The sequence below is a fragment of the Brevibacterium linens genome (assembly GCF_003999335.1).
In the GTDB taxonomy this organism is placed as follows: domain Bacteria; phylum Actinomycetota; class Actinomycetes; order Actinomycetales; family Brevibacteriaceae; genus Brevibacterium; species Brevibacterium linens.
Genome location: NZ_CP026734.1, coordinates 996,087 through 1,016,144, shown reverse-complemented (window position 1 = coordinate 1,016,144; position 20,058 = coordinate 996,087). Strand labels below are relative to the sequence as shown.

Annotated in this window: 17 protein-coding genes; 3 read left to right on the top strand and 14 right to left on the bottom strand. The window is 65.2% G+C overall.

The features are described from left to right. Positions 1-11 precede the first annotated feature (11 nt). Positions 12-653: a VOC family protein gene (locus tag CXR29_RS04330; protein ID WP_127364008.1), complete on the top strand. Its 642-nt coding sequence runs from the start codon at positions 12-14 to the stop codon at positions 651-653. 225 nt (positions 654-878) lie between these two features. Here CXR29_RS04330 and CXR29_RS04325 read toward each other — a convergent pair whose 3' ends face one another. The 12 genes from CXR29_RS04325 to CXR29_RS04270 all read right to left on the bottom strand — a co-directional run bounded on the left by CXR29_RS04325 (position 879) and on the right by CXR29_RS04270 (position 14,947). Continuing rightward, positions 879-2,960, bottom strand: a complete 2,082-nt coding sequence (locus tag CXR29_RS04325; protein ID WP_127364007.1) for a PhoX family protein — start codon at positions 2,958-2,960, stop codon at positions 879-881. 146 nt (positions 2,961-3,106) lie between these two features. Beyond that, positions 3,107-3,868, bottom strand: a complete 762-nt coding sequence (locus tag CXR29_RS04320; protein WP_127364006.1) for a CPBP family intramembrane glutamic endopeptidase — start codon at positions 3,866-3,868, stop codon at positions 3,107-3,109. A gap of 24 nt (positions 3,869-3,892) precedes the next feature. After that, positions 3,893-7,642: an efflux RND transporter permease subunit gene (locus CXR29_RS04315; RefSeq protein WP_164742775.1), complete on the bottom strand. Its 3,750-nt coding sequence runs from the start codon at positions 7,640-7,642 to the stop codon at positions 3,893-3,895. A 141-nt stretch (positions 7,643-7,783) separates the two neighbouring features. Beyond that, a complete protein-coding gene (locus CXR29_RS04310; RefSeq protein WP_127364005.1) occupies positions 7,784-9,037 on the bottom strand; it encodes an MFS transporter in 1,254 nt (417 codons plus the stop codon). After that, positions 9,034-9,909 (bottom strand): nitroreductase family protein, encoded by an 876-nt coding sequence (locus CXR29_RS04305; protein WP_241241586.1) that lies wholly within the window; start codon positions 9,907-9,909, stop codon positions 9,034-9,036. The genes CXR29_RS04310 and CXR29_RS04305 overlap by 4 nt, the downstream gene beginning before the upstream one ends. Further along, on the bottom strand, positions 9,897-10,427 hold the full coding sequence (gene msrA / locus CXR29_RS04300; RefSeq protein WP_127364004.1) for a peptide-methionine (S)-S-oxide reductase MsrA: 531 nt from the start codon (positions 10,425-10,427) through the stop codon (positions 9,897-9,899). Before msrA ends, CXR29_RS04305 begins: the two co-directional genes overlap by 13 nt. Positions 10,428-10,454: 27 nt before the next feature. Continuing rightward, positions 10,455-11,693 carry a hypothetical protein gene (locus CXR29_RS04295; RefSeq protein ID WP_127364003.1) on the bottom strand — a complete coding sequence of 413 codons (1,239 nt, stop codon included), beginning with the start codon at positions 11,691-11,693 and terminating at the stop codon, positions 10,455-10,457. A gap of 105 nt (positions 11,694-11,798) precedes the next feature. Next, entirely contained in the window at positions 11,799-12,464 is a 666-nt protein-coding gene (locus CXR29_RS04290) for a peptide deformylase (protein ID WP_127364002.1), read from the bottom strand. A gap of 14 nt (positions 12,465-12,478) precedes the next feature. After that, on the bottom strand, positions 12,479-13,282 hold the full coding sequence (locus tag CXR29_RS04285) for an HpcH/HpaI aldolase/citrate lyase family protein (RefSeq protein ID WP_127364001.1): 804 nt from the start codon (positions 13,280-13,282) through the stop codon (positions 12,479-12,481). Positions 13,283-13,290: 8 nt separating this feature from the next. Next, positions 13,291-13,821, bottom strand: coding sequence for a MaoC family dehydratase (locus tag CXR29_RS04280; protein WP_127364000.1), 531 nt, complete (start codon positions 13,819-13,821; stop codon positions 13,291-13,293). A 140-nt stretch (positions 13,822-13,961) separates the two neighbouring features. Beyond that, the gene (locus CXR29_RS04275; RefSeq protein WP_127363999.1) at positions 13,962-14,501 is read right to left on the bottom strand and encodes an SRPBCC family protein; all 540 of its coding nucleotides are present in this window, start codon (positions 14,499-14,501) and stop codon (positions 13,962-13,964) included. An 83-nt stretch (positions 14,502-14,584) separates the two neighbouring features. Then, positions 14,585-14,947 (bottom strand): ArsR/SmtB family transcription factor, encoded by a 363-nt coding sequence (locus CXR29_RS04270; protein WP_127363998.1) that lies wholly within the window; start codon positions 14,945-14,947, stop codon positions 14,585-14,587. A gap of 182 nt (positions 14,948-15,129) precedes the next feature. On the opposite strand from CXR29_RS04270, the gene CXR29_RS04265 reads away from it, so the two are divergent. Then, a complete protein-coding gene (locus CXR29_RS04265) occupies positions 15,130-15,951 on the top strand; it encodes an HAD-IIA family hydrolase (RefSeq protein WP_127363997.1) in 822 nt (273 codons plus the stop codon). Between the two features lie 186 nt (positions 15,952-16,137). Further along, positions 16,138-17,109, top strand: coding sequence for a hypothetical protein (locus tag CXR29_RS04260; protein WP_127363996.1), 972 nt, complete (start codon positions 16,138-16,140; stop codon positions 17,107-17,109). Positions 17,110-17,218: 109 nt separating this feature from the next. Here the strand turns inward: CXR29_RS04260 and cls are convergent, their stop codons facing one another. Both cls and CXR29_RS04250 read right to left on the bottom strand, forming a co-directional pair. Further along, positions 17,219-18,691, bottom strand: coding sequence for a cardiolipin synthase (gene cls, locus CXR29_RS04255; protein ID WP_127363995.1), 1,473 nt, complete (start codon positions 18,689-18,691; stop codon positions 17,219-17,221). Positions 18,692-18,883: 192 nt separating this feature from the next. After that, positions 18,884-20,056, bottom strand: coding sequence for an acyl-CoA dehydrogenase family protein (locus tag CXR29_RS04250; RefSeq protein WP_127363994.1), 1,173 nt, complete (start codon positions 20,054-20,056; stop codon positions 18,884-18,886). Between the last annotated feature and the right edge of the window lie 2 nt (positions 20,057-20,058).

Sequence of the window (20,058 nt, the reverse complement as noted above, 5' to 3'; positions counted from 1 at the left end):
ATTGTCGAGTCATGAAACTCGATCATGTGTCATACGCCAGTGAACCTGACGGCTATCGTGCGACCGCCGAGCGGATCTCGGAGAAGCTCGGTGTGGTTCCCTACGACGGCGGTGTGCATCCTCGATTCGGCACCAGAAACCTCATCTTCCCCTTAGCGAACGGCCATTACCTCGAAGTCGTGGAAGCCTTGGAGCATCCGGCCGCTCTCTCGACGCCCTTCGGTCAGGCGGTCCGGGCTCGTTCCGAGCTCGGCGGCGGCTGGATGGGCTGGTGCGTCTCGGTCGACGATCTCACCGCAGTCGAATCCCGTCTCGAACGCAAGGCCGTCGACGGCAATCGCACGCCGGAGTCCGGTTTGGAACTCAAGTGGCTGCAGATCGGCGTCAAGGGGCTCATCGCCGATCCCCAGCTGCCGTTCTTCATCAAGTGGTCCGCCGACTCCTCGCAGCACCCGTCGACGTACAAGACGAATGCGGGAGTCGACATCGACACCCTGCAGATCGCCGGGGACCGCGACCGTCTGCGCGACTGGCTGGGCACTCAGGATGCCAAGCCGATCTCGGAGATCAACATCGACTGGTCCGCACCCCATGGGACGCCGGGCATCATGTCGGTGAGCTTCAACACGGAGAACGGCGCCGTCACCATCTGAGACCCTGCCGGGCGGCTATTCAGGGCCGTCTTGTTCAGGGCACTCTGCCGGTTCGCTGGTGAACCGGTGGGGCCCTGTGCCGCAGCACGACTCTGCGCCGCAGCACGACTCTGCGCCGCAGCACAACGGAGTTCAGGACGATCTGTGCGGAGTTTCCCTTGAGAAACCCGCACAGATCGTCCTGAACTCTTTTCGAGCGCAGCCGCTGACTATCGGCTGCGGGACTCACTTGTCGCGGCCGTGCCCCTTGCCGTTTCCGTGCCCCTTGCCTTTGCCTCCGCCGTTGCCCTGGCCCTTGATGACCTGGACGACTGTCGGGCGCGGCATCGCGGCCACTCCCTTCTTCACGTCGGTGGAGTCGACGTAGTCGGGGAACTGCGAATGCTGGTCGGAATAGGATCCGTCTTCGCCGGGGTGCTGGACGGCGACGAAGGCGGAGCGGTATTCGTCGTGGATGAGCGGTCCGCAGACCTCGGCCTCACGCGGCACCGACAGGAACTGTTCGACTCGGCCGCGCTGCTTGCCCTCAATTGTCACCTTGAAGAGGCCGTCACAGTAGCCGATGCCGTCGGGAGCCCCGTCGGTGGAGATCCACAGATTGCCCGCCGAGTCGAAGGCGACGTTGTCCGGGCAGGAGATCGGTGAGACCTGATCGGCGGGGAATCCCGAGAAGTATGTGGCATCGCCCTGTTTCGGGTCTCCGCAGACGAGCAGCAGGGTCCAGTCGAAGTCCGTCCCGGTGTGGTCGCCGGAGCGTTCGGTGATCTCGACGATATGGCCGTCGCGGTTCTCCGTGCGCGGATTGGCCTCGTCGACTCCGGCCTTGCCGGAGGTTCCGCGGTCGGAGTTGTTCGTGCAGGCGACGTAGATCCGCCCGTTGACCGGGTTGGGTTCGACGTCCTCGCAGCGGTCCATCTTCGTCGGTCCGACCTTGTCCGCGGCCAGACGGGTGTTGACGAGGACTTCGTCGACGGAGAAGCCGGACACCTGCGACTTGCCGTCCTTGACCAGCGGAAGCCACTGTCCGCTGCCATCGAACTCGCCGTCGGAGGGCACGTCACCGCTGCCGTCGATCTCGGACTTCGGGGAGTTGCCGGTGAACTTCGCGACATAGAGGTCGCCGTCGGTCAGCAGCGTCTTGTTGTGTTCGCGATCGCCTTCGATGAAGGTGTCCTTCGAGACGAACTTGTAGAGGTAGTCGAACCTCTCGTCGTCACCCATATAGGCGACGGCATGACCGGAGTCGGAGATCGTGACGTTGGCGCCCTCGTGCTTGAACCGCCCCATGTTCGTGTGCTTGACGGGAGTCGATTCCGGATCCCACGGGTCGACCTCGACGATCCAGCCGAAGCGGTTCGCCTCATTGGCATACCCGGGGTTGTTCGTGTCGAAGCGGTCGACATCGTTCTCCCAGCCGTTGGCCGAGTCTTCGCTGTCGAGCCCGTAGCGCTTGTCGGCGGCCGAGGTGCCCTGGGCCTTGAAGTAGGAGTTGAAGTTCTCTTCGCCGGAGACGACTGTTCCCCATGGGGTGAGTCCGCCCGAGCAGTTGCCCAGAGTGCCCTGAGCCTTGTCGCCCTGCGGGTAGTCCTTCGTCCGCAGCAGGTCGGAGCCCGCGGCGGGACCGGTGAACTCGTATTCGGTGTCGATGAGGAAGCGACGGTTCTTCGTCCCGTTGACGTCGACCGACCACGGGGAGTTCTTGTGGCGGCGTTCGAGCTCGACGACGGTCAGACCGTGCGCCTGCCGGCTGATGGCGCGCTTGTCGGCTGCGGCCATCGACTCCGGGTACATGATCTCGTCGTTCGTGTACTCCTGGTTGGCGAAGAGCAGTGCCCGGTTCTCGTCGGACTCGTCGACCTGGATGGACAGGAAGTCGTTGTTGTAGCCGAACTGGCGACGCTGCGCTTCGGGGCTCTGGTTCTCCGGATCGAATTTGGGAGAGTCGGGGAACAGCGGGTCGCCCCACCGGACGATCGGATGCCAGGAGTAGCCCTGCGGAACGATGAACTCATCGACTTCGTGGTGAACGGGGTCGATGGCGGAGAACTTCAGCGTGCCGTGTCCGGCCGCAGCGGCGCTGCCGGCGGTCGGGCTGGGGGCGGTGGTCACGGCGAGCGCCAGGGCTCCCGCGGCAGAGGCGCCGAGGACGGCGCGACGGCTGAGCTTGGCGTCGACGATGTCACGGAAGTAGCCGTTCGACGAGGTGTTGCAGGTGGCCTTGAGACACGCGTTGTCGCATTTGAGGGCGCAGGTGACGGCGCTGCGCTTACCGCGTACGTGATCGGCCATCGGTAGGAATGTTCTCATTGCTTCTCTCCTCGCATCATGATTCCGGCTCCCTCCGACAGCCCGACGACACGGTCCGATACCGGAGGGCTCACCCGGTCGAGACTGTCACCGACACCTGACCCGAGTTCAACCCATGTGTGAACACAGGGTGAACCCTGGCACACTCAGCCGATGTCGACGAGGGCGAGCACTCCCGGGGCGAGGAATCCGACGGCGTCGATGATGACATGCGCCCACACCAGCGGCATGAGTCTGCCCTTGCGCAGGAAATACCAGCCGAAGATGATGCCCATGGCGACGTTGCCGATGAACGGGCCGATGCCCTGATAGAGGTGGTAGCTGGCGCGGAAGAGAGCCAGGGAGATGATGATAGGCCAGGGCCCGAACCCCAGCTGCCGCAGTCGCAGCCACCCGAAACCGAAGATGATGACCTCTTCGACGATCCCGTTCTTCGCGGCCGAGAGCAGCAGGACGGGAATCGTCCACCAATGATCGCCGAGGTTGGACGGCTGGATCTCGGCCGTGATCCCCAGTGCCCTGCCGCCCCCGTACACCCCGAGGGTGCCGATGCCGATGATGAGGAAGATGAGGACACCGTGGCCGAGGTCGCGCCCTCGGTGCCCGTCGACTCCGAGTCGGGTCGACAGCGGCTGCGCCGGCCGGTCTCGGCTGAGCAGGTAGATCGCGAGGGCGACGGGAACGAGGGTGAAGCCGATGTCGAGAAGCTGGTAGATGAGGTCGAAACCCGGCCGGGGCGAGATCGAGGTATTGAGCTTCGCCTGGGCGTCGCTGATCGGCCCACGGGTGGCGATATCGGCCAGGCGCACGATTGCATAGACGGCCGACTGGCCCAGCGACAGGGCCGCAATGAGGCCGAGCTCGAACCACAGGCGCTTTCTCTCCTGTGGTTCGAGCTCGGTCATCATGGACTCAACTCTAGCCGGGACGGATCAGTGTTTGGGTTCACCGTCCCCGTCGTCGACGTGGTCGGACCCCGTCGTCTCATCCGGCGCCGAGGCGGCCCCGGCCGAATCCGCGGACGTCGGGTCCACAGTCGGTGCGGGCGCCTCGGTGGGAGCCTCCCCTTCTGTCCGTGTCCGGGTGTCACCGGAACCGGCGGCAGTACCTGCACCGGCAGGCGCCGTGGCGGTCTCGCGCTGCCGCGCCCGGGCTTCGGCGGCGTCGAGGACCTCTCCGCGGGCCATGTTCTTCACGTACTTCTTCTCGGCCCGGCGTTCCTTCACTCCTTCGAGCAGCAGGTAGAGCACCGGCACGAGGATGAGCGTGAGCAGCGTCGAGCTGACCAGGCCGCCGATGACGACGATCGCCAACGGCTTCGAGATGAACACTCCCCCGCCGGTGAGCCCGAGGGCCATCGGCAGCAGCGCGAAGATCGTGGCGGCCGCGGTCATGAGAATCGGACGATAACGCAGCCGGGCGCCGTGGACGACGGATGTGCGCAGGTCGACCCCGCGAACGCGGAAGTGGTTGATGAGGTCGATGAGCACGATCGCGTTCGTGACCACGATGCCGATGAGCATGAGCAGACCGATCATCGACGTCAGCCCCAGCGGGGTGTCGGTGATGAGCGAGAGCGCAATCGAGCCGGTGGCCGCGAACGGGATCGAGACCAGCAGGATCAGCGGCTGCAGCAGTGACTTGAACGTGGCGACCATGATGATGAAGACGATGAGGATCGCCGCGAGCATCGCCAGTCCCAGCTGCGAGAACGCTTCGTTCTGCTCCTGGGTGGCACCGCCGGTGTCGACGGCGACCGTATCGGGCAGGTCCACCTCGTCGAGGGCGGACTGCACTTCGGTCGAGACAGCACCGAGGTCATCGCCCTCCGGGGTCACGGACACGGTGGTCGAGCGCTGCGAATCCGTGTGCCGGATGGTCGGTGCGGTCTTGACTTCCTTGACCTCGGCGACGTCATCGAGTTCGATGAAGCGCGGTTCCGAGGTCACGGGAGCGCCCGCGTTCGGGTCGCCGCCTGCCGTACCGGTGCCGCCGGCCGCTCCGGCACCGCCAGTCGCACCACCAGCGCCACCCGTGCCACCGGCGCCTCCGGCCGCGCCGGCATCACCTGAACCGCCGGCTCCTCCGGCTGCTCCTCCGGCACCTCCTGCCGCGCCTGCTCCGCCGGCAGGCGTCGCTTCTTCCGGCTTGCCCGGGATCTTGAGTTTGCGCAGCTTCTCCACAGTGTCGGCATTGCGGTCGAAGAGCAGCACCGAATGCGAGACATCGTCGATGACGACCTCACCGATCTGCTGACCATGCATGGCACGCTGCACATACTGGCCGATGGACGCCTCGGTGAGGTTCTCCTCGGCTGCCTTCTCATGATCGACCTTGACCTCGATCACGGGCTGGACCGCAGCGATATCACTGGTCACCGACTGTGCCGAAGACACCCCTTCGAGCTTGTCGCTGACCGTCTTCGTCGCGTCCTCGAGTTCCTGTGGATCGGTGGCCGTGAGCGTGACGTCGATCGTCTGCGAACCCGGAGTCGAGCTCTGACTTGCCACCTCGACGTCGCCGGCGCCCTTGAGATCGTCGAACTGCTTCTGCAGGTCCGCGGAGATCGACTGCGCCGAGACTCCGGACTTCGTGTTGACGATATAGGTACCTGTCAGGGACGAATCGTCGGTGAAGCCGAATGACGTGCCGCCCAGCGACAGCTGGTAGTTGTCGACGTCGGATTCGTCGGCGAGGATGTCCTCGACCTTCTTCGCCTGCTCCGATGCCTCGTCGAGGTCGGTGCCCGGGTCGAAGGTCTGCGAGATCTGCAGGGAATCCTGCCCTGTGTCGCCGAAGAGTTCGGTCTTCAGCTGCGGGATCATCGCTCCGGTGCCGGCGAGCACGAGCACGGCGATGAGGATCATGACGATCGGGTGCTTCGTCGAGAACGAGATCGCCGGCATATAGGTCTTCTGCAGACGGGTCACCGGCGAGTGCATTCCGGCGAGTTCGTCGACTGCTTCCGTGCCGTCTGCGGATTCGCCGTAGCGCGGACCGCCCGCGGCCACTCCGGTCGGTTCGGAATGGGTGGCGGCGTCGACGCTGTCTCGGGCCCCGGTGTCCTCGGCTGCGGCACCGGCGGCGACAAGGTCGCGCTTCCTGTCGGCCTTCTTCGCCTTCTTCTTCTCCGCCCGCCACTGCGACAGCATCGACTTCCGGCTGCGGCGGATCTCCTTCTTCTCCGCCCGGGTGAGCTTGACCTTCGCTTCCCGCTGACGCAGGAACCAGTAGGCGAGGACGGGGACGATCGTCAGGGCCACGAACAGGGAGGAGAGCAGAGCGATGGTCGCGGTCAGGGCGAAAGGCCGGAACATCTCGCCGGTCTGCCCGGTCACGAACGCCAGCGGCAGGAACACAGCCACCGTGGTCAGCGTCGATGCGGTGATGGCCCCGGCCACCTCGGAGACGGCGGCGAGGATATTCGAGAATTTGTCGCCGCCGGAGGCGTGGCGCCTGCGGATCGCTTCGATGACGACAATGGAGTCGTCAACGACGCGGCCCACGGAGATCGTCAGCGCACCGAGGGTGAGCATGTTGAGGGTCTCCCCGCCCATCCACAGACCGATCATGGCGATGAGGAGGGAGAGCGGAATGGAGATGGCGGTGATGATCGTCGCCCGCACCGACAGCAGGAAGACGAGGATGACGAGGACCGCGAAGATCAGGCCCAGCCCACCCTCGTTGAGAAGGTCGTGGATGGACTGCTCGATGAAGGGTGCCTGGTCGAACGCGGAGACGAATTCCGTGTTCTCCCCCATCATCTTCTCGAGTTCAGGCAGCTTGTCGGCCACCGCGTGTGAGACGTCGACGGTGTTCGCGTCGGATTCCTTCATCACCGACACGGACAGCGACGGCTGTCCGTTGGTGCGCGAGATCGATTCGACGGGCTCGTCGACGAGCTTGACGTCGGCGACGTCGGAGACCTGGATCGGTCCGTCCTTGCCGGAGATGACGAGGTCCTTGATCGCATCGATCGAGCGGATGCGCGTGCCGACCTCGACCGGGGCCGTGCCGTCGGCGCCCTTGAGCTCACCCGCCGAGGTGGGGACGCCGTTGGATTGGAGGATTCCGGCCACCTCGTCGAGGTTGGCTCCTTCGTCCTCGAGATCGTCACGACGGATGCTGATCTCGACCTGTTTGGTCGTCGCACCGGCAATCTGCACCTGGGAGACTCCGTCGACCTTCTTCAGCTCCGGTTCGACCATGTCCTCGAGATTCGCGGCCAGCTGGTCTTCATCGGCGTCGGAGGTCACGGAGAGGGCGAGCACCGGAATATCGTCGGTGCCCATCATCATGACGTTCGGTTCGACCCCGTCGGGCAGGGTCGGCTGCACTTGGGAGACCGCGCGCTGCAGGGCACGGACGACGTCATCGGAGTCGTCGCCGTACTTCGTGCCCACGGTGATCTGCGCACTGCCCGCCGAGGATGTCGAGGTCATGTCCTCGACTTCGGGCAGTGCGGTCAGCGCCCCTTCGAGGGGGTCGGTGACTTCGGATTCGACGGCCTCGGGGGTCGCCCCCTCGTAGGAGGCGGTGACCGTGGCCTGTGGGTTGTCGAGGGACGGGAAGAGCTCTTGCTTGAGGGCACCGGCTCCGATGACGCCGAAGATGACGGCAACGACGGAGATGAGCGCGATGAGCGCCCGGTTCTTCAAGCTCAGCCGGGTCAGGAATCTCACGGAGGGGGACTTTCTTTGTCGTAGACAGGGCGACGACGCAGAACGCCGACAGAGCCATCCTAGTGAGTGTCCGCTGAGCCGCCCATGAGGAAAACCTGACTTCTCGGAATCAGAACCGGGGCGCGCCCAGCCGCACCTGCGTCACTGAGTCGAAGCCGGCTGCCTCGGTCGGGTCTCGCGGCCGAAGAACCACAGACCGGCGGCGATGATGCCGAGGACACCGGTGAGCAGGAACGCCCACGAGTAGTCGAAGTGGTCGACGACGGCTCCGGCGATGATCGGGCCGAGGATCGCTCCGCCGTCGAGGGCCATCTGGTAGCGGGCGAGCACTCGGCCGCCCTTGCGTTCGCGGCCGATGACATCGGCGACGGTGGCCTGTTGCGCGGGATTGGCCAGGCCGGATCCGACTCCGGCGATGACCGAGAAGGCGAAGAACAGCCAGATCGAGTCGATGAAAGCCAACGCCGCGGTCGTCACGCCGAGGACGAACAGACCCCATTGGATGAAGGGCTTGCGCCCGACGGTGTCCGCGAAGCGCCCCACGACCGTGACCGCCGAGGCATTGCCGATGGCGAACATCGTCAGGGCCAGTCCGGCCACGGCGGTATCGGCTTTGAGGGCCTGGATGGCGAAGAGCGGGTAGATGGCCACACGGATGCCCATCGCCGACCAGCCTTGGACGAAGGCGGAGACGAGCGCCGACCGGTAGGCCGAATCCTTCCACGCTTCCCTGAAGGACATGACTTCCTGCTGCTCCTTGTCCTTCTCCGCCTCCAGTCGGGCGCGGCCGGATTTCGTGGAGGAGCCGAAGGAGGCGGTGGAGGCGAGGAAGACGCGGACGACGATGGCGGCGATGAGCAGACCGACGGCGTAGATGACGAACGGGATCCGCATCCCCCATCCGGCCATCGCACCGCCGAGGACGGGTCCGGCGATATTGCCGACAAGGAATGCGGTCGCATAGGTCGACGATGCCTTCGCGCGGGCATCGATCGGGGCGAGGCGGACGATGAGCGCCATCGCGGAGACGCTGAACATGGTCGAGCCGATGCCGCCGAGTCCGCGGAAGATCAGCAGCTGCCAGTAGTTCTGGGCGAATGCGACGGCCGCGGTGGAGGCGGCGACGATGAGGAGGCCGGTGATGTAGATGCGGCGTTCGCCGAAGGCATCGACGAGGCGGCCCGACGAGGGCGAGAACACGAACCGGAAGAACGCGAAGGAGGAGACGACGATGGTTGCGGCGGTGACCCCGAAGTCGAAGCTCGCCGCGAACTGCGGCAGGACGGGGGCGATGATTCCGTAGCCCAGGGCCACGATAAAGGCCGCGGCCACGAGGACATAGATCTCCTTGGGCAGGCGGCGCGTGTCCGGAGTCTCGGTGTCGGGTGTGCTCACAGGGTATCGAGGAACTGTTCGGGTTTCGGCAGGGGGCGGGTGCTCGTGGTCAGGCGCTGTCGGTAGCGTTCGGGGACGGCTCCGATGTAGAACCAGCCCATGAGCAGTTCGTGATCGTTCAGGCGGTGGAGGCGGCGGACCGGTTCGGTGTTCGTCAGTGTGCCTGAGCGCCACATGACTCCCCAGCCGGCTTGCCACAGGGCGAGTTCGAGCAGGTGGCCGGCACCGGCGGCGGTGGCGTGCTGCTCCCATTCGGGAACCTTGTCATGTGTGACCGGTGAGGAGACGAGGGCGACGAGGAGCTCTGCCCGCAGCGGCTTCGTGTTGGTCTCGCCGGGTTTGCGGACCACTCCGGCGGCTTCGTCGAGGGCGTCGCCGAGGCGGTGCCGGTCGTGGCCGCGGATGATGAGGAAGCGCCAGGGGCGCAGTGACTTGTGGTCGGCGACCGAGGAGATCGATCGGATGATCTCGAGCAGGTCGGAATCGTTCGGGGTCTCCGGGTCGACCTTCGAGATCGACCGTCGGGTGCTCAGAGCGTGGAGGACGGGATCGGCGACGATGTCGATCGATGACGGCACCGAGTAGTCGGGTCCGCGGCGGCTGGGCGTCACGGCTGCCGTTCGGTCACTCGCCGAGGCGGCGGCATCCTCGGCGAGGTCAGCGTAGTTCTCGCTCTGCGCTGAGCGGGCGGTCTGCGCGTCCTGCGCGGCGAGGTTCTTCGCCCACGGGCCGGTGTTGCCGTCGAGGAAGTGGGCACGGACCCGATCTTTGGTCACTTCGCAGGCGTCGCCCGCGTCTGTGGATCGTTTGTGCTTCTTGTGTGCGGACTTCTTGCCCTTGTCCTTCTTGTGGCCGCCCATCAGCTCACCCACTCGGCGAAGGCGGTGCGGGCCTTGCGCAGTTTCGGGTCGATGATGACACGGCAGTAGCCGTTGTCCGGGTTCGCGGTGTAGAAGTCCTGGTGGACCGCCTCGGCGGGATAGAAGGTGCCCAGCGGTTCGAGGGTGGTCACGATCGGATCGTCGAAGAGGGTCTGCGCGGATTCGATGGCTTCGGCGAAGTGCTGCTTCTCGGTCTCGTCGCGGTAGAACATGGCCGACCGGTATTGGGTGCCGACGTCGTAGCCCTGGCGGTTGAGGCTCGTGGGGTCATGGCCGGTGAAGAACAGTCCGAGGATGACGTCGTCGGGGACGATGTCGGCGTCGAAGGTCACCTGCAGGGCTTCGGCGTGGCCGGTCATCCCGGAGCAGACCTCACGGTAGCCGGGATTGTCGGTGTGTCCGCCGGTGTAGCCGGAGATCACTTCTCTCACGCCGGTGGTCCGCTGGTAGACGGCGTCGAGGCACCAGAAGCAGCCGGCGCCGAGGGTGAGGGTACGAAGATCGCTCATGCAACGTATAACGATGACGCGCGCAGGTTATTCCCGAGCAGAGGCGGCCCCGTCGGTCCGGAAAGTCAGTTCGTCGGGACGCGGCCACCGTTCGAGAGTGAGGATGTCGTCGTCGACAGCACCGTCGTCGACGTCGGTGACCTCGAAGCTCGAGGAACAGCCGAACTCTTCGTCGTCGAACCTCTGCGGGTGGAGGGTGCCCGGCACCGAGCCGGCCAGGGCGGAGGCAGGAGGCTCGTCGGCAAAGGGTTCGGCGTCCACTTCGCTGAGATCCACGCTGGAGAGACGGCCGTCGACGATTTCGAGGGAGAGTTCCAGCTGTCCGGTCGACACCGTGCTGTGGTCGCCGGCATCATCGGCGTCCGCGAGGGCACTGCTGCTGCCCGTGACTCCCGTGACCGGGTAGGTGTGCCGGGCCGGAACCACACCCGACCCCGATGCACGGGGTCGGACATCGATCGAACGGATGTCCTCATCCGCCAGCAGCTGCTCGACCTGGTCGGGGTCGAGGACGACGGGCTCGTCGCCCGAGTGCAGGGAGTCGGGGTAGGCGACCCAGACGAAGAACTGTGCAGAAGAGAACTGCTCGCGGATCGCTTCCGCGGTCGCCGGGGCGTTCGGGTGCCGCTGGGCCAGGAGCGCCTCGACCGTTTCGCGAATGTGGGCGGGCAGTTCGATCTCGAGCGGGGCGTAGTCCTCTTCGTCGACGTCGCCCGCCCAGTCCTCGATCCGGTCGATGAGGACCGCTGTGAGTGCGACGAGTCCGCCATTCACGGCGGCATTGAGTCCGCGCCCGACGCCCGTCGGCAGTTTCGCGTCGATAGCCTCCGCCAGCCGCTCCGTCGCCGGCCAGAGCGCCCAACTGACCGCTCCTGCTGCTGCCGCGGTGACCGCGTTGAGGAACGCCGGTGACGTCACGCTCGCCTGTTCGTCCCACCAAGTATCCGCGTCGGCATCGCCGTCGAGTGCTCCGATGTCGGAGATGTGCGCAGGAGAGGAAGCATATTGGACGGGACCGCTCCCTCTGGTGGAGAAGGCTCCGAGGAATTCGTCGATGCCGCTCGATCCGCCCACCTTGCCGAGGAAGGCCCGGGACCCGGTGAGCCAGGTCAGGCCTGCGTTGGCGAGCGCCGTGGCGCCCCGCAGGCTGCCCTGGTATTCGGCGGAGACGTCGCGTCGGCGGACGAGCGCGAGGGCACCGGTCCCGAGCGCAGCGGTGGTCCGCACGAAACGGTGATGGCGGTGGGGAATGTCGGGAAGTCGCATGGCATCATCGAATCATGCTCGCCTGTATTGCCGGTGAGAACGATCACGGCACCCGAGGCCACGATGACTGGCACCCTGGTTCCCGCCGACGACAGCAGCGAGAGCTCACATCACCAGGCCGGACGGCAGGGAGAAGCCGAGTTCGGCGGCGGCCTTCTGCGTCGAGGGCTGATGCCAGAATGTCGCGACCGATTCGTTCGTCGACAAGGACCGCATCTCGGCCTTGTCGACGAAGAGGATCCCGGACAGGTGGTCGGTCTCGTGGGCGACGATGCGCGCCGACCAGCCGGAGACCTCCTCGGCGATAGGGTTGCCCTGCAGGTCGACGCCCGTCAACGCGATCACGCGAGGGCGGGCGACAACGGCCTGATAGCCGGGGATCGACAGGCACCCCTCGAAGAAGGCGACGTCGTCGGCACTGGAACGTTCGTAGCCCGCGTTGAGAACCACCCGCAGCGGCATCGGCTCCCGTTGCCGGACCCTCGCGACCTCGGGATCGCGGGCACCGGGGTCTTCTGCCACGAACATCGACAGGCCGATGCCCACCTGCGGCCCGGCGAGGCCGACTCCCGGGGCGGCGAGCATGGTCGCTCGCATCACCTCGCCGAGCCGTTCGAGCTCGGCGTCGTCGACCTGCCCGTCGAAGGGGCGGGTGTCGGTGCGCAGGACGGGGTCCCCGGCCTCGACGATGGGCGCGGTCCCGTCTCCCGCCTCGGCGGCGGTGAGGACGGCGCGGATCTGGTCGGCGATCAGTGCATCGGCGGCGTTCACGAGGTGATGTCTCTTCAGTTCGCGCGGGCGACGATGAGTTCGGCGTGCTTGAGCAGCGGGGCGTCGATCATCTTGCCCTCGAAGGAGAACGCGCCCTTCTCCGTCTTCGCCAGGTCGAGCACCGATCGCGCCCAGGTCAGCTGTTCGTCGCTGGGGCGGAAGGCATTGCGGACGACGGGGACATGGTTCGGGTGGATGGAGACCTTGCCGGAGAACCCCGACTGCACGGCATCCTCGGCCTCGGCAGCCAGGCCCTCGAGGTTCGGGATGTCCGCCCAGATCGAATCGAGGGCGAACTTGCGGTGGGCCCGAGCGGCGAGCAGGGTCTGACTGCGCACATGCGTGGCCACGCCCCGGTAGCCGCCGTCGTGCTTGCGTGAGGACCCTCCGCCGAGGTCGGCGATGAGATCTTCCGACCCCCACATCAGTGCGTAGACGTTGGGGGCGGCGGCGATCTCGGCGACGTTGACGGCCCCGAGCGCGGTTTCGATGAGCGCGATGACCTGGAACCCGGACAGGATCGACACATCGGTGGCACGCTCGGCCTTCGGCAGCATCACGGCCGTGTACTCGGTTCGCGCAAGCATCTTCAGATCCTCGCCGAGGTGGCCCGAATCGTGGGAGTTCACCCGCACGACCGTGCGGGTGGGGTCGAGGGGGAAGTCGACGATGGACTCCCGTGCCGCGGCTTTGTCGGCCTCGTTGACGGCGTCCTCGAGGTCGAGGATGACGATATCGGAGCGTTCGGCCGCTTTCGTGTACCGGTCGGGGCGATCGCCGGGGACGAAGAGCCAGGCGGGTTTGAACTCGAGAGACATATGGGCGCTCACTTTCCGGTGTCGGTCTGGTCGGCGGACTCGGCCGCGGACGTCGTGGGTGCCGAGTCGTGGCTGGAGTCGAACATCATCGCCTGCCGCACAGCCTTCGCGACGAGCTTGCCGTCCTGGTTGTAGCCGCGATGTTCGAAGGTGACGACGCCTTGGCCCGGACGGGACTTCGAATTGCGTTTGTCGAGGATCGTCGTCTCTGCGTAGAGGGTGTCGCCGTGGAACATCGGGGAGGGGAAGCTGACCTCGGAGAAGCCGAGGTTTCCGACGGTCGTGCCCTGTGTCAGCTGGGACACGGACAGGCCGATGAGGGTGGCCAGGGTGAACATCGAGTTGACGAGGCGCTCACCGAAGGGTTCGGTGGCCGACCAGGCGGCGTCGAGGTGCAGGGCCTGGGTATTCATGGTCACGGCTGTGAACCACGTGTTGTCCGCCTCGGTGATGGTGCGGCCCGGTGCGTGCTTGTAGGTGGCGCCGACTTCCATCTCGTCCAGCCACAGACCACGTTGGGCAATGACCTTGTCACTCATGTAACGCTCCTCACTCGTCGTGATTTGAGTTTATCGCCATTCACCGGACCCCTGCGACCCGGGGTCGGTACGAAGAAGCGGACTCCCGAGGCGGCTCATCCGGCATGGAGTCCGGATGGGCCGCGTCGGTGCGCTCAGGATCAGCTGCTGACCTCGTTATCGAGTTCGTTGAAGGCCGATGACCATCCGTCGTACGCGCTCTCATCCGTTCCCGAATCGCCCGGCAGGCCGGTCAGGGTGAACGTCATGCGGGTGCGGTCGGCGTCGATCTCCTCGAGTTCGACGCTCACGCGCGGGGCATCGTCGACCTCGCCGGGACTCCCCCAGGTGAAGTCGAGGCGGACGGGCTCGTCGATGTGGAGGTACTTCCCGGCCGTCGGGAACTCCTGTCCCGTGTTGGGAATGCGCATCGTATAGGTGTATTCGCCGCCGATGCGCAGGTCGACGGAGACGGATTCGCGTGGGGTGACCAACGTTTCGGGGTGGAACCAGCGGGCCATGACGTCCGGATTCGTCCAGGCCTCCCAGACGCGGGCGCGCGGTGCGGCGAATTCGCGGACGATGGTGAAGCCGGGTTCTCCCGCCTGTGCGCTGTTCGGATCGGTCGCTGTGTTGGCTGTGTTGGCTGTGTTGGCTGTGTTGGCTGCGTTAGCTCTGTTGGCTGCGTTCTCGGCGTTCATCGCTGCTCTCCTCCTTGAGTCGTGCATGAAGTCTGCGTCGTGCGTGATGCCTGCGTCGCGCGGTACGTCGTTGCGGTCGATGGTCAGCCCGCAGTTCGATCTGCAATTGACGGGTCGGTCCTTGAAAGGTCGGTGGGCACCTCCTCGGCGAGGACGCGGTCGAGGTTGTCGAAGCGCTGCTGCCAGTCGTCGTGGGCCGCCTGCAGCCAGCCGGCCGCCTCGGTGAGGGCATCAGGGTTGAGGGCGACGATGCGCTGCTGCGCGGATTTCGATCTCGTGATGAGTCCTGCCGCCTCGAGCACTTTGAGGTGCTGGGAGACAGCCGAACGGCTGATCGGCAGCGGCTCTGCGAGCTCACCTGCTGTCTTGTCTCCTGAGCGCAGACGATCGATGATCGCCCGACGCGTCGGATCGGCAAGCGCCGCGAAGACGTGATCCACACTCATTTCAGCATCCCCTTAATTAAGTTCTTACTACAATACACTCCTCGCCCGCCCCGTCAAGGGAGCTCGTGGATGTTCCGCAACAGGGGTACACCACCACCGGATCGGACTTCTCAGCACACTTGCGCCCAACCCGACTAGGCTGGAAGCAGCCGCTTCGGCCCACCCCGAGTTCGAGGAGAGACATGGATCGCGATTCGATCGACTGCTGGCTGACCGATATGGACGGTGTCCTGGTCAAGGAGAACAATCCCCTGCCGGGAGCCGCCGAGCTGCTCGCCCAGTGGCGTCAGGCGGACATCCCCTATCTGGTGCTGACGAACAACTCCATCTACACTGCCCGCGATCTCTCCGCCCGGCTGCGCTCGAACGGACTCGACGTCCCCGAGTCGAACATCTGGACCTCGGCGATGGCCACCGCGGATTTCCTGTCCAATCAGGTCGAGCACGGCACGGCCTATGTCGTCGGCGAGGCGGGGCTGACCACGGCGATCCACGAGGCCGGGTTCGTCATGACCGAGCACGACCCGGATTTCGTCGTCGTCGGCGAGACCCACTCCTACTCGTTCGAAGCGATCACGAAGGCGATCCGCCTCATCGATGCCGGCTCCCGCTTCATCGTCACGAACCCGGACGCCACCGGCCCCTCCCCCGAGGGTGTCCTGCCTGCCACAGGCGCCATCGCCGCACTCATCACGAAAGCGACCAACCGCGAGCCCTACGTCGTGGGCAAGCCGAACCCGATGATGTTCCGCTCGGCACTGAACAGGATCGGCGCCCATTCGATGAGCACCGCGATGATCGGCGACCGTATGGACACCGACATCATCGCGGGCATGGAAGCGGGCATGCACACGGTCCTTGTGCTCTCGGGAATCTCCACCGCCGAGGATGTCCGCCGCTTCCCGTTCCGACCCAACGAGATCGTCGACGGCGTCCACGAGCTGCTCGACGTGCAGCTGGAGAGCCGCGGCGAGCTCGGCCCCGATCCCACCGGCTCCGCCTGAGGCACATACTCCTTCGCCTTCGCCGACACACCCCAGGCGCCGAGAAACGGGCTGAGTGTCGAAACACGGGTGTGCGCACCCGTTTCTCGACACTCAGCCCGTTTTTCGATGGAACCAGTCCCCACACAACCTAACGTTTAATAGCATTTGCTTGCATTTGCGAATCTTTGGAGTCATCCTTGATAGATGCTCCAAGTGCTGACGACGAAGCAGCTCCGTGGACTCGGCATGTCCCGCAGACAGTTGGCCGAAGCAAAGCGGTGCTGCCTGCGCCTCGTCAGGAAGGGTCACTACGTGATCCGCAAGTCGTGTGATGATGACCATCACGGACCCATCCGCGGTCTATCTGCGGATCGCGACACGTCGTTCCCGAAAACCTTCGGAGATCTGCGGGACGAAGCCGAGGAGCTGCGGGTCCAGATCGCATGCCGCCTCGATGAGCTTCTGCCTGGGGATGTGTTCTCCCATGTTTCGGCTGCGCTCATCCACCGTCTTGACCCAGCCGTTCTCGAATCGTCGAAAGTCGAGATCTCCAGGGACTCCCCTACCCGCAATTACGATGGTGTGTTCATCTACTCGCGCAGACTTCCACCGGAACAAGTCTCATCCGCGTTCGCCTATCCCGTCACTGCTCTGCCCAGGACTCTGGCTGACGTTGCTCTGGACCGTTCGCTCGAGGTTTCCGTCCCGCTCATCTCTCAAGCACTCCGCTCGGGAGAGGTGGGCCGGGCAGACATCACCGATCTGCTGGCGAAAGGGCAACGCGGACGCCGAAGAGCCCTCTTGGCCGTTGATCTTTCGAGCGCCGAATATGAATCTCCGGCCGAGGCGGTCTGTGCGGTCAAGTTCCATCGCTTCGGAATCACCGGAATGGTCCCGCAGGTCGACACCTTCACTGAGTCGGGAAGGTTCATCGGACGCAATGACTTTCGGCACAGGTTCGCTGCTGTCGCCGTGGAAGTCCACGGTCTCGGCAAGTTCTATCTCAACCCTCACGGCCCCGATGAGGCGGCCAAATTGAGTCATCAGCGCAATATGGATCTTCTCAATGCCGGCTTCAAGGTCTTCAACCTGAGCTTCGGCGACCTCTTCAGGCCTCGCATCTTCGCTGCGATCAAGCGGGCCATCGAGACAACTGATCAGCGAGAAACGGGCTGAGTGTCGAGAAACGCACGTGCGCGCCCGTTTCTCGACACTCAACCCGTTTCTCGGCGAAGCAGCCGTGCCGCAGCCCGTTTCTCGGCGAAGCAGCCTGTCCCCCGCCCGGCTACTGCAGCGATGAGGTCAGGCGCATGACGGACTCCATATAGCGGCGGGGCCACGGCCGCTTCTCCCATTCCTCGAGGGTGAGTTCGCGGCTGACGTCCTGGTAGCCGGCGACGACGTCGACGATGTCATCGACCAGGTCCCCGCCGGTGGTCAGCAGGCTGATCTCGTAGTTGAGACCGAACGAGCGCATGTCCATGTTCGATGAGCCCATCACGGCGTAGATGTCGTCGACGATGAAGCACTTCGTGTGGAGCACAGCGGGTTTCGGGTACAGGAAGATCCGCACCCCCGCTTCGAGCAGCGACCGGTAGTACGACGATTGGGCCCGGTCGACCATGTATTGGTCGGCCTGCTCGCTGACGTAGAGCTCGACGTCGACTCCGCGCCTGGCCGCGGTCTCGACTGCGGCCAGCAGCGATTCGTCGGGCACGAAGTAGGGGCTGACGATGGCCAGGCGCTTCTGCGCCAGGTACATCATCGAGGTGAAGACCTTGAGGTTCGGCGAGGTCGTGAACCCGGGCCCCGAAGGAACCAGCTGCATCGCACTCGTCGCCCCGCCGACTTCAGGCTCGTTGCCGTCGCGCTCGTACGGGCGGATGCCCAGCGCCTGTCCCGATTCGGAGTACCAGTCGGTGGAGAACGCCGCTTCGATCGCTGCGACGATGGGCCCGGAGAGTTCGACCATGATGTCGTGCCAGTTCCGGCCGATCTGCGAGTTCTTCCTGTTGAGGTAGCTCGAGTCGATCATGTTCTGTGAACCCATCATCGCCTGTTTGCCGTCGATGACGAGCAGCTTGCGGTGGTTGCGCAGGTCGATGCGCCGGGCCTTGCCCCGCCACGGAATGAACGGCAGCATCAGGTGCCATTCGATTCCCGCGGCGTTGAGGCGCTTGCCCAGCCGATGGAATCCCGGATACTTCCTCGACCCGATGTGGTCGAGGAGGACGCGGACTTCCACACCGCGTGCCGAGGCCCGTTCGAGTGCCCGGAAGAACACGTCGGTCGTCTTGTCCCAGGCCATGATGTAGATCTCGACGTGGACGTAGTCGGCGGCGTCGTCGACGAGTTCGGCCATCCGCTTGATCGACGCCTCGTAGTCCGAGATCACCCCGTGGCTGTCGCCGGTGACCATCGGCAGCGCGGTCAGTGCCCGTCCCAGCTGGGCAACGGAGACGAATTCGGGCTTTGCGACCAGCGATGGCGGCACATCGGGCAGGTCGTCGGCACCTTCGTGCATGAGTTCGTTCGCTTCGGCCTGGATCCGGGCGCGGCGCTGATCGATATACGGGCTGCCGAGCAGCAGGAATGCGGGAATGCCGACGATCGGCACGAACAGGATGAGCAGCAGCCACGCCGATGACGATGACGGGCGACGGTTCTCCGGCACCACACCGACCGCGATGATCTTCACGATGTATTCGATGACGATCCACGTCGTCGTCGCCACCGATGCCACCATGCTGAGATCCATGTGCTCCCACTTCCCTTTCGGTCGCCGTCTCACCTCACGGTGATGTCGGATAAGAATATCGCCCGCCGAGGCGGACCTGCACGTCCGTACGGATGTGCGGCGCCGCCTCGGCGGGCGATGATGGTGCTCAAGCTCGGTCGGGTGACCGACGGGAGGTCGGCACCCACACCTGAGACAGGCGATGAACTGAGCTCAGAGTCCGAGTTCGCGGGCGATGAGCATGAGCTGGACCTCGGTGGTGCCTTCGCCGACTTCGAGGATCTTCGAGTCGCGGTAGTGGCGGGCGACGAGGTATTCGTTCATGAAGCCGTAGCCGCCGTGGATCTGGGTGGCGTCGCGAGCATTGTCCATGGCTGCTTCGCCGGCGATCATCTTCGCAATGGCGGCTTCCTTCTTGAACGGCAGTCCGGCGAGCATCCGCGAAGCCGCGAGGTAGTACGCCGACCGGGCGGCGACGACGCGGGCTTCCATGCGGGCGATCTTGAAGGAGATGCCCTGGAAGTCGGCGATCGGCTTGCCGAAGGCTTGGCGCTCCTTCGCGTACTTCACGGATTCGTCGACGCAGCCCTGGGCGGCGCCCACGGACAGGGCGCCCACGGCGATGCGGCCCTCGTCGAGGATGCGCAGGAAGTTCGCGTAGCCGCGTCCGCGTTCGCCGAGCAGGTTCTCTTCGGGCACCTGCACATTGTCGAAGGTGAGCGGGTGCGTGTCCGAGGAGTTCCAGCCGACCTTGTCATAGGCCGGTTCGGCGGTGAAGCCGGGGGTGCCGGTCGGGATCATGATCGTCGAGATCTCCGGGACTTCGCGGCCCGAACCAGAGGTTCGGGTTCCGGTCACGGCGGTGGCGGTGACCAGGCGGGTGATGTCGGTGCCGGAGTTCGTGATGAAGCACTTGCTGCCGTTGATCGTCCAAGTCCCGCTCTGCAACGTGGCCTTGGTCCGGGTGCCGCCGGCATCCGATCCGGCCTCGGGTTCGGTCAGGCCGAAGGCGGCCAGGCCCGAGGCGTCGGTGAGCTTCGGCAGCCATTCCTTCTTCTGCTCTTCGGTGCCGAAGCGGTAGATCGGCATCGCTCCGAGCGAGACCCCGGCCTCGAGGGTGATGGCCAGGGACTGGTTGACCCGGCCGAGTTCTTCGATGGCCAGGCACAGGGCGAAGTAGTCGCCGCCCATGCCGCCGTACTCTTCGTCGAAGGGCAGGCCGAAGAGTCCCATCTCGCCCATCTTCGCAACGAGGTCGTAGGGGAACTCGTGCTTGGCGTCGAGTTCGGCTGAGACGGGTGCGACCTCTTCGTCGGCGAATTTCGCGACACCTTGGCGCAGGTCTTCGTATTCTTCGGGCAGCATTCCCGGAACAAAGGTTTCCATTG

What these genes read in the sequence shown, in the direction of transcription:
- CXR29_RS04280 (WP_127364000.1), bottom strand. Translation starts at nt 13,821, where the DNA reads ATGAGTGACAAGGTCATTGCCCAACGTGGTCTGTGGCTGGACGAGATG.
- CXR29_RS04325 (WP_127364007.1), bottom strand. Translation starts at nt 2,960, where the DNA reads ATGAGAACATTCCTACCGATGGCCGATCACGTACGCGGTAAGCGCAGC.
- cls (WP_127363995.1), bottom strand. Translation starts at nt 18,691, where the DNA reads ATGGATCTCAGCATGGTGGCATCGGTGGCGACGACGACGTGGATCGTC.
- msrA (WP_127364004.1), bottom strand. Translation starts at nt 10,427, where the DNA reads ATGAGCGATCTTCGTACCCTCACCCTCGGCGCCGGCTGCTTCTGGTGC.
- CXR29_RS04250 (WP_127363994.1), bottom strand. Translation starts at nt 20,056, where the DNA reads ATGGAAACCTTTGTTCCGGGAATGCTGCCCGAAGAATACGAAGACCTG.
- CXR29_RS04320 (WP_127364006.1), bottom strand. Translation starts at nt 3,868, where the DNA reads ATGATGACCGAGCTCGAACCACAGGAGAGAAAGCGCCTGTGGTTCGAG.
- CXR29_RS04270 (WP_127363998.1), bottom strand. Translation starts at nt 14,947, where the DNA reads ATGAGTGTGGATCACGTCTTCGCGGCGCTTGCCGATCCGACGCGTCGG.
- CXR29_RS04295 (WP_127364003.1), bottom strand. Translation starts at nt 11,693, where the DNA reads ATGCGACTTCCCGACATTCCCCACCGCCATCACCGTTTCGTGCGGACC.
- CXR29_RS04260 (WP_127363996.1), top strand. Translation starts at nt 16,138, where the DNA reads ATGCTCCAAGTGCTGACGACGAAGCAGCTCCGTGGACTCGGCATGTCC.
- CXR29_RS04285 (WP_127364001.1), bottom strand. Translation starts at nt 13,282, where the DNA reads ATGTCTCTCGAGTTCAAACCCGCCTGGCTCTTCGTCCCCGGCGATCGC.
- CXR29_RS04275 (WP_127363999.1), bottom strand. Translation starts at nt 14,501, where the DNA reads ATGAACGCCGAGAACGCAGCCAACAGAGCTAACGCAGCCAACACAGCC.
- CXR29_RS04265 (WP_127363997.1), top strand. Translation starts at nt 15,130, where the DNA reads ATGGATCGCGATTCGATCGACTGCTGGCTGACCGATATGGACGGTGTC.
- CXR29_RS04330 (WP_127364008.1), top strand. Translation starts at nt 12, where the DNA reads ATGAAACTCGATCATGTGTCATACGCCAGTGAACCTGACGGCTATCGT.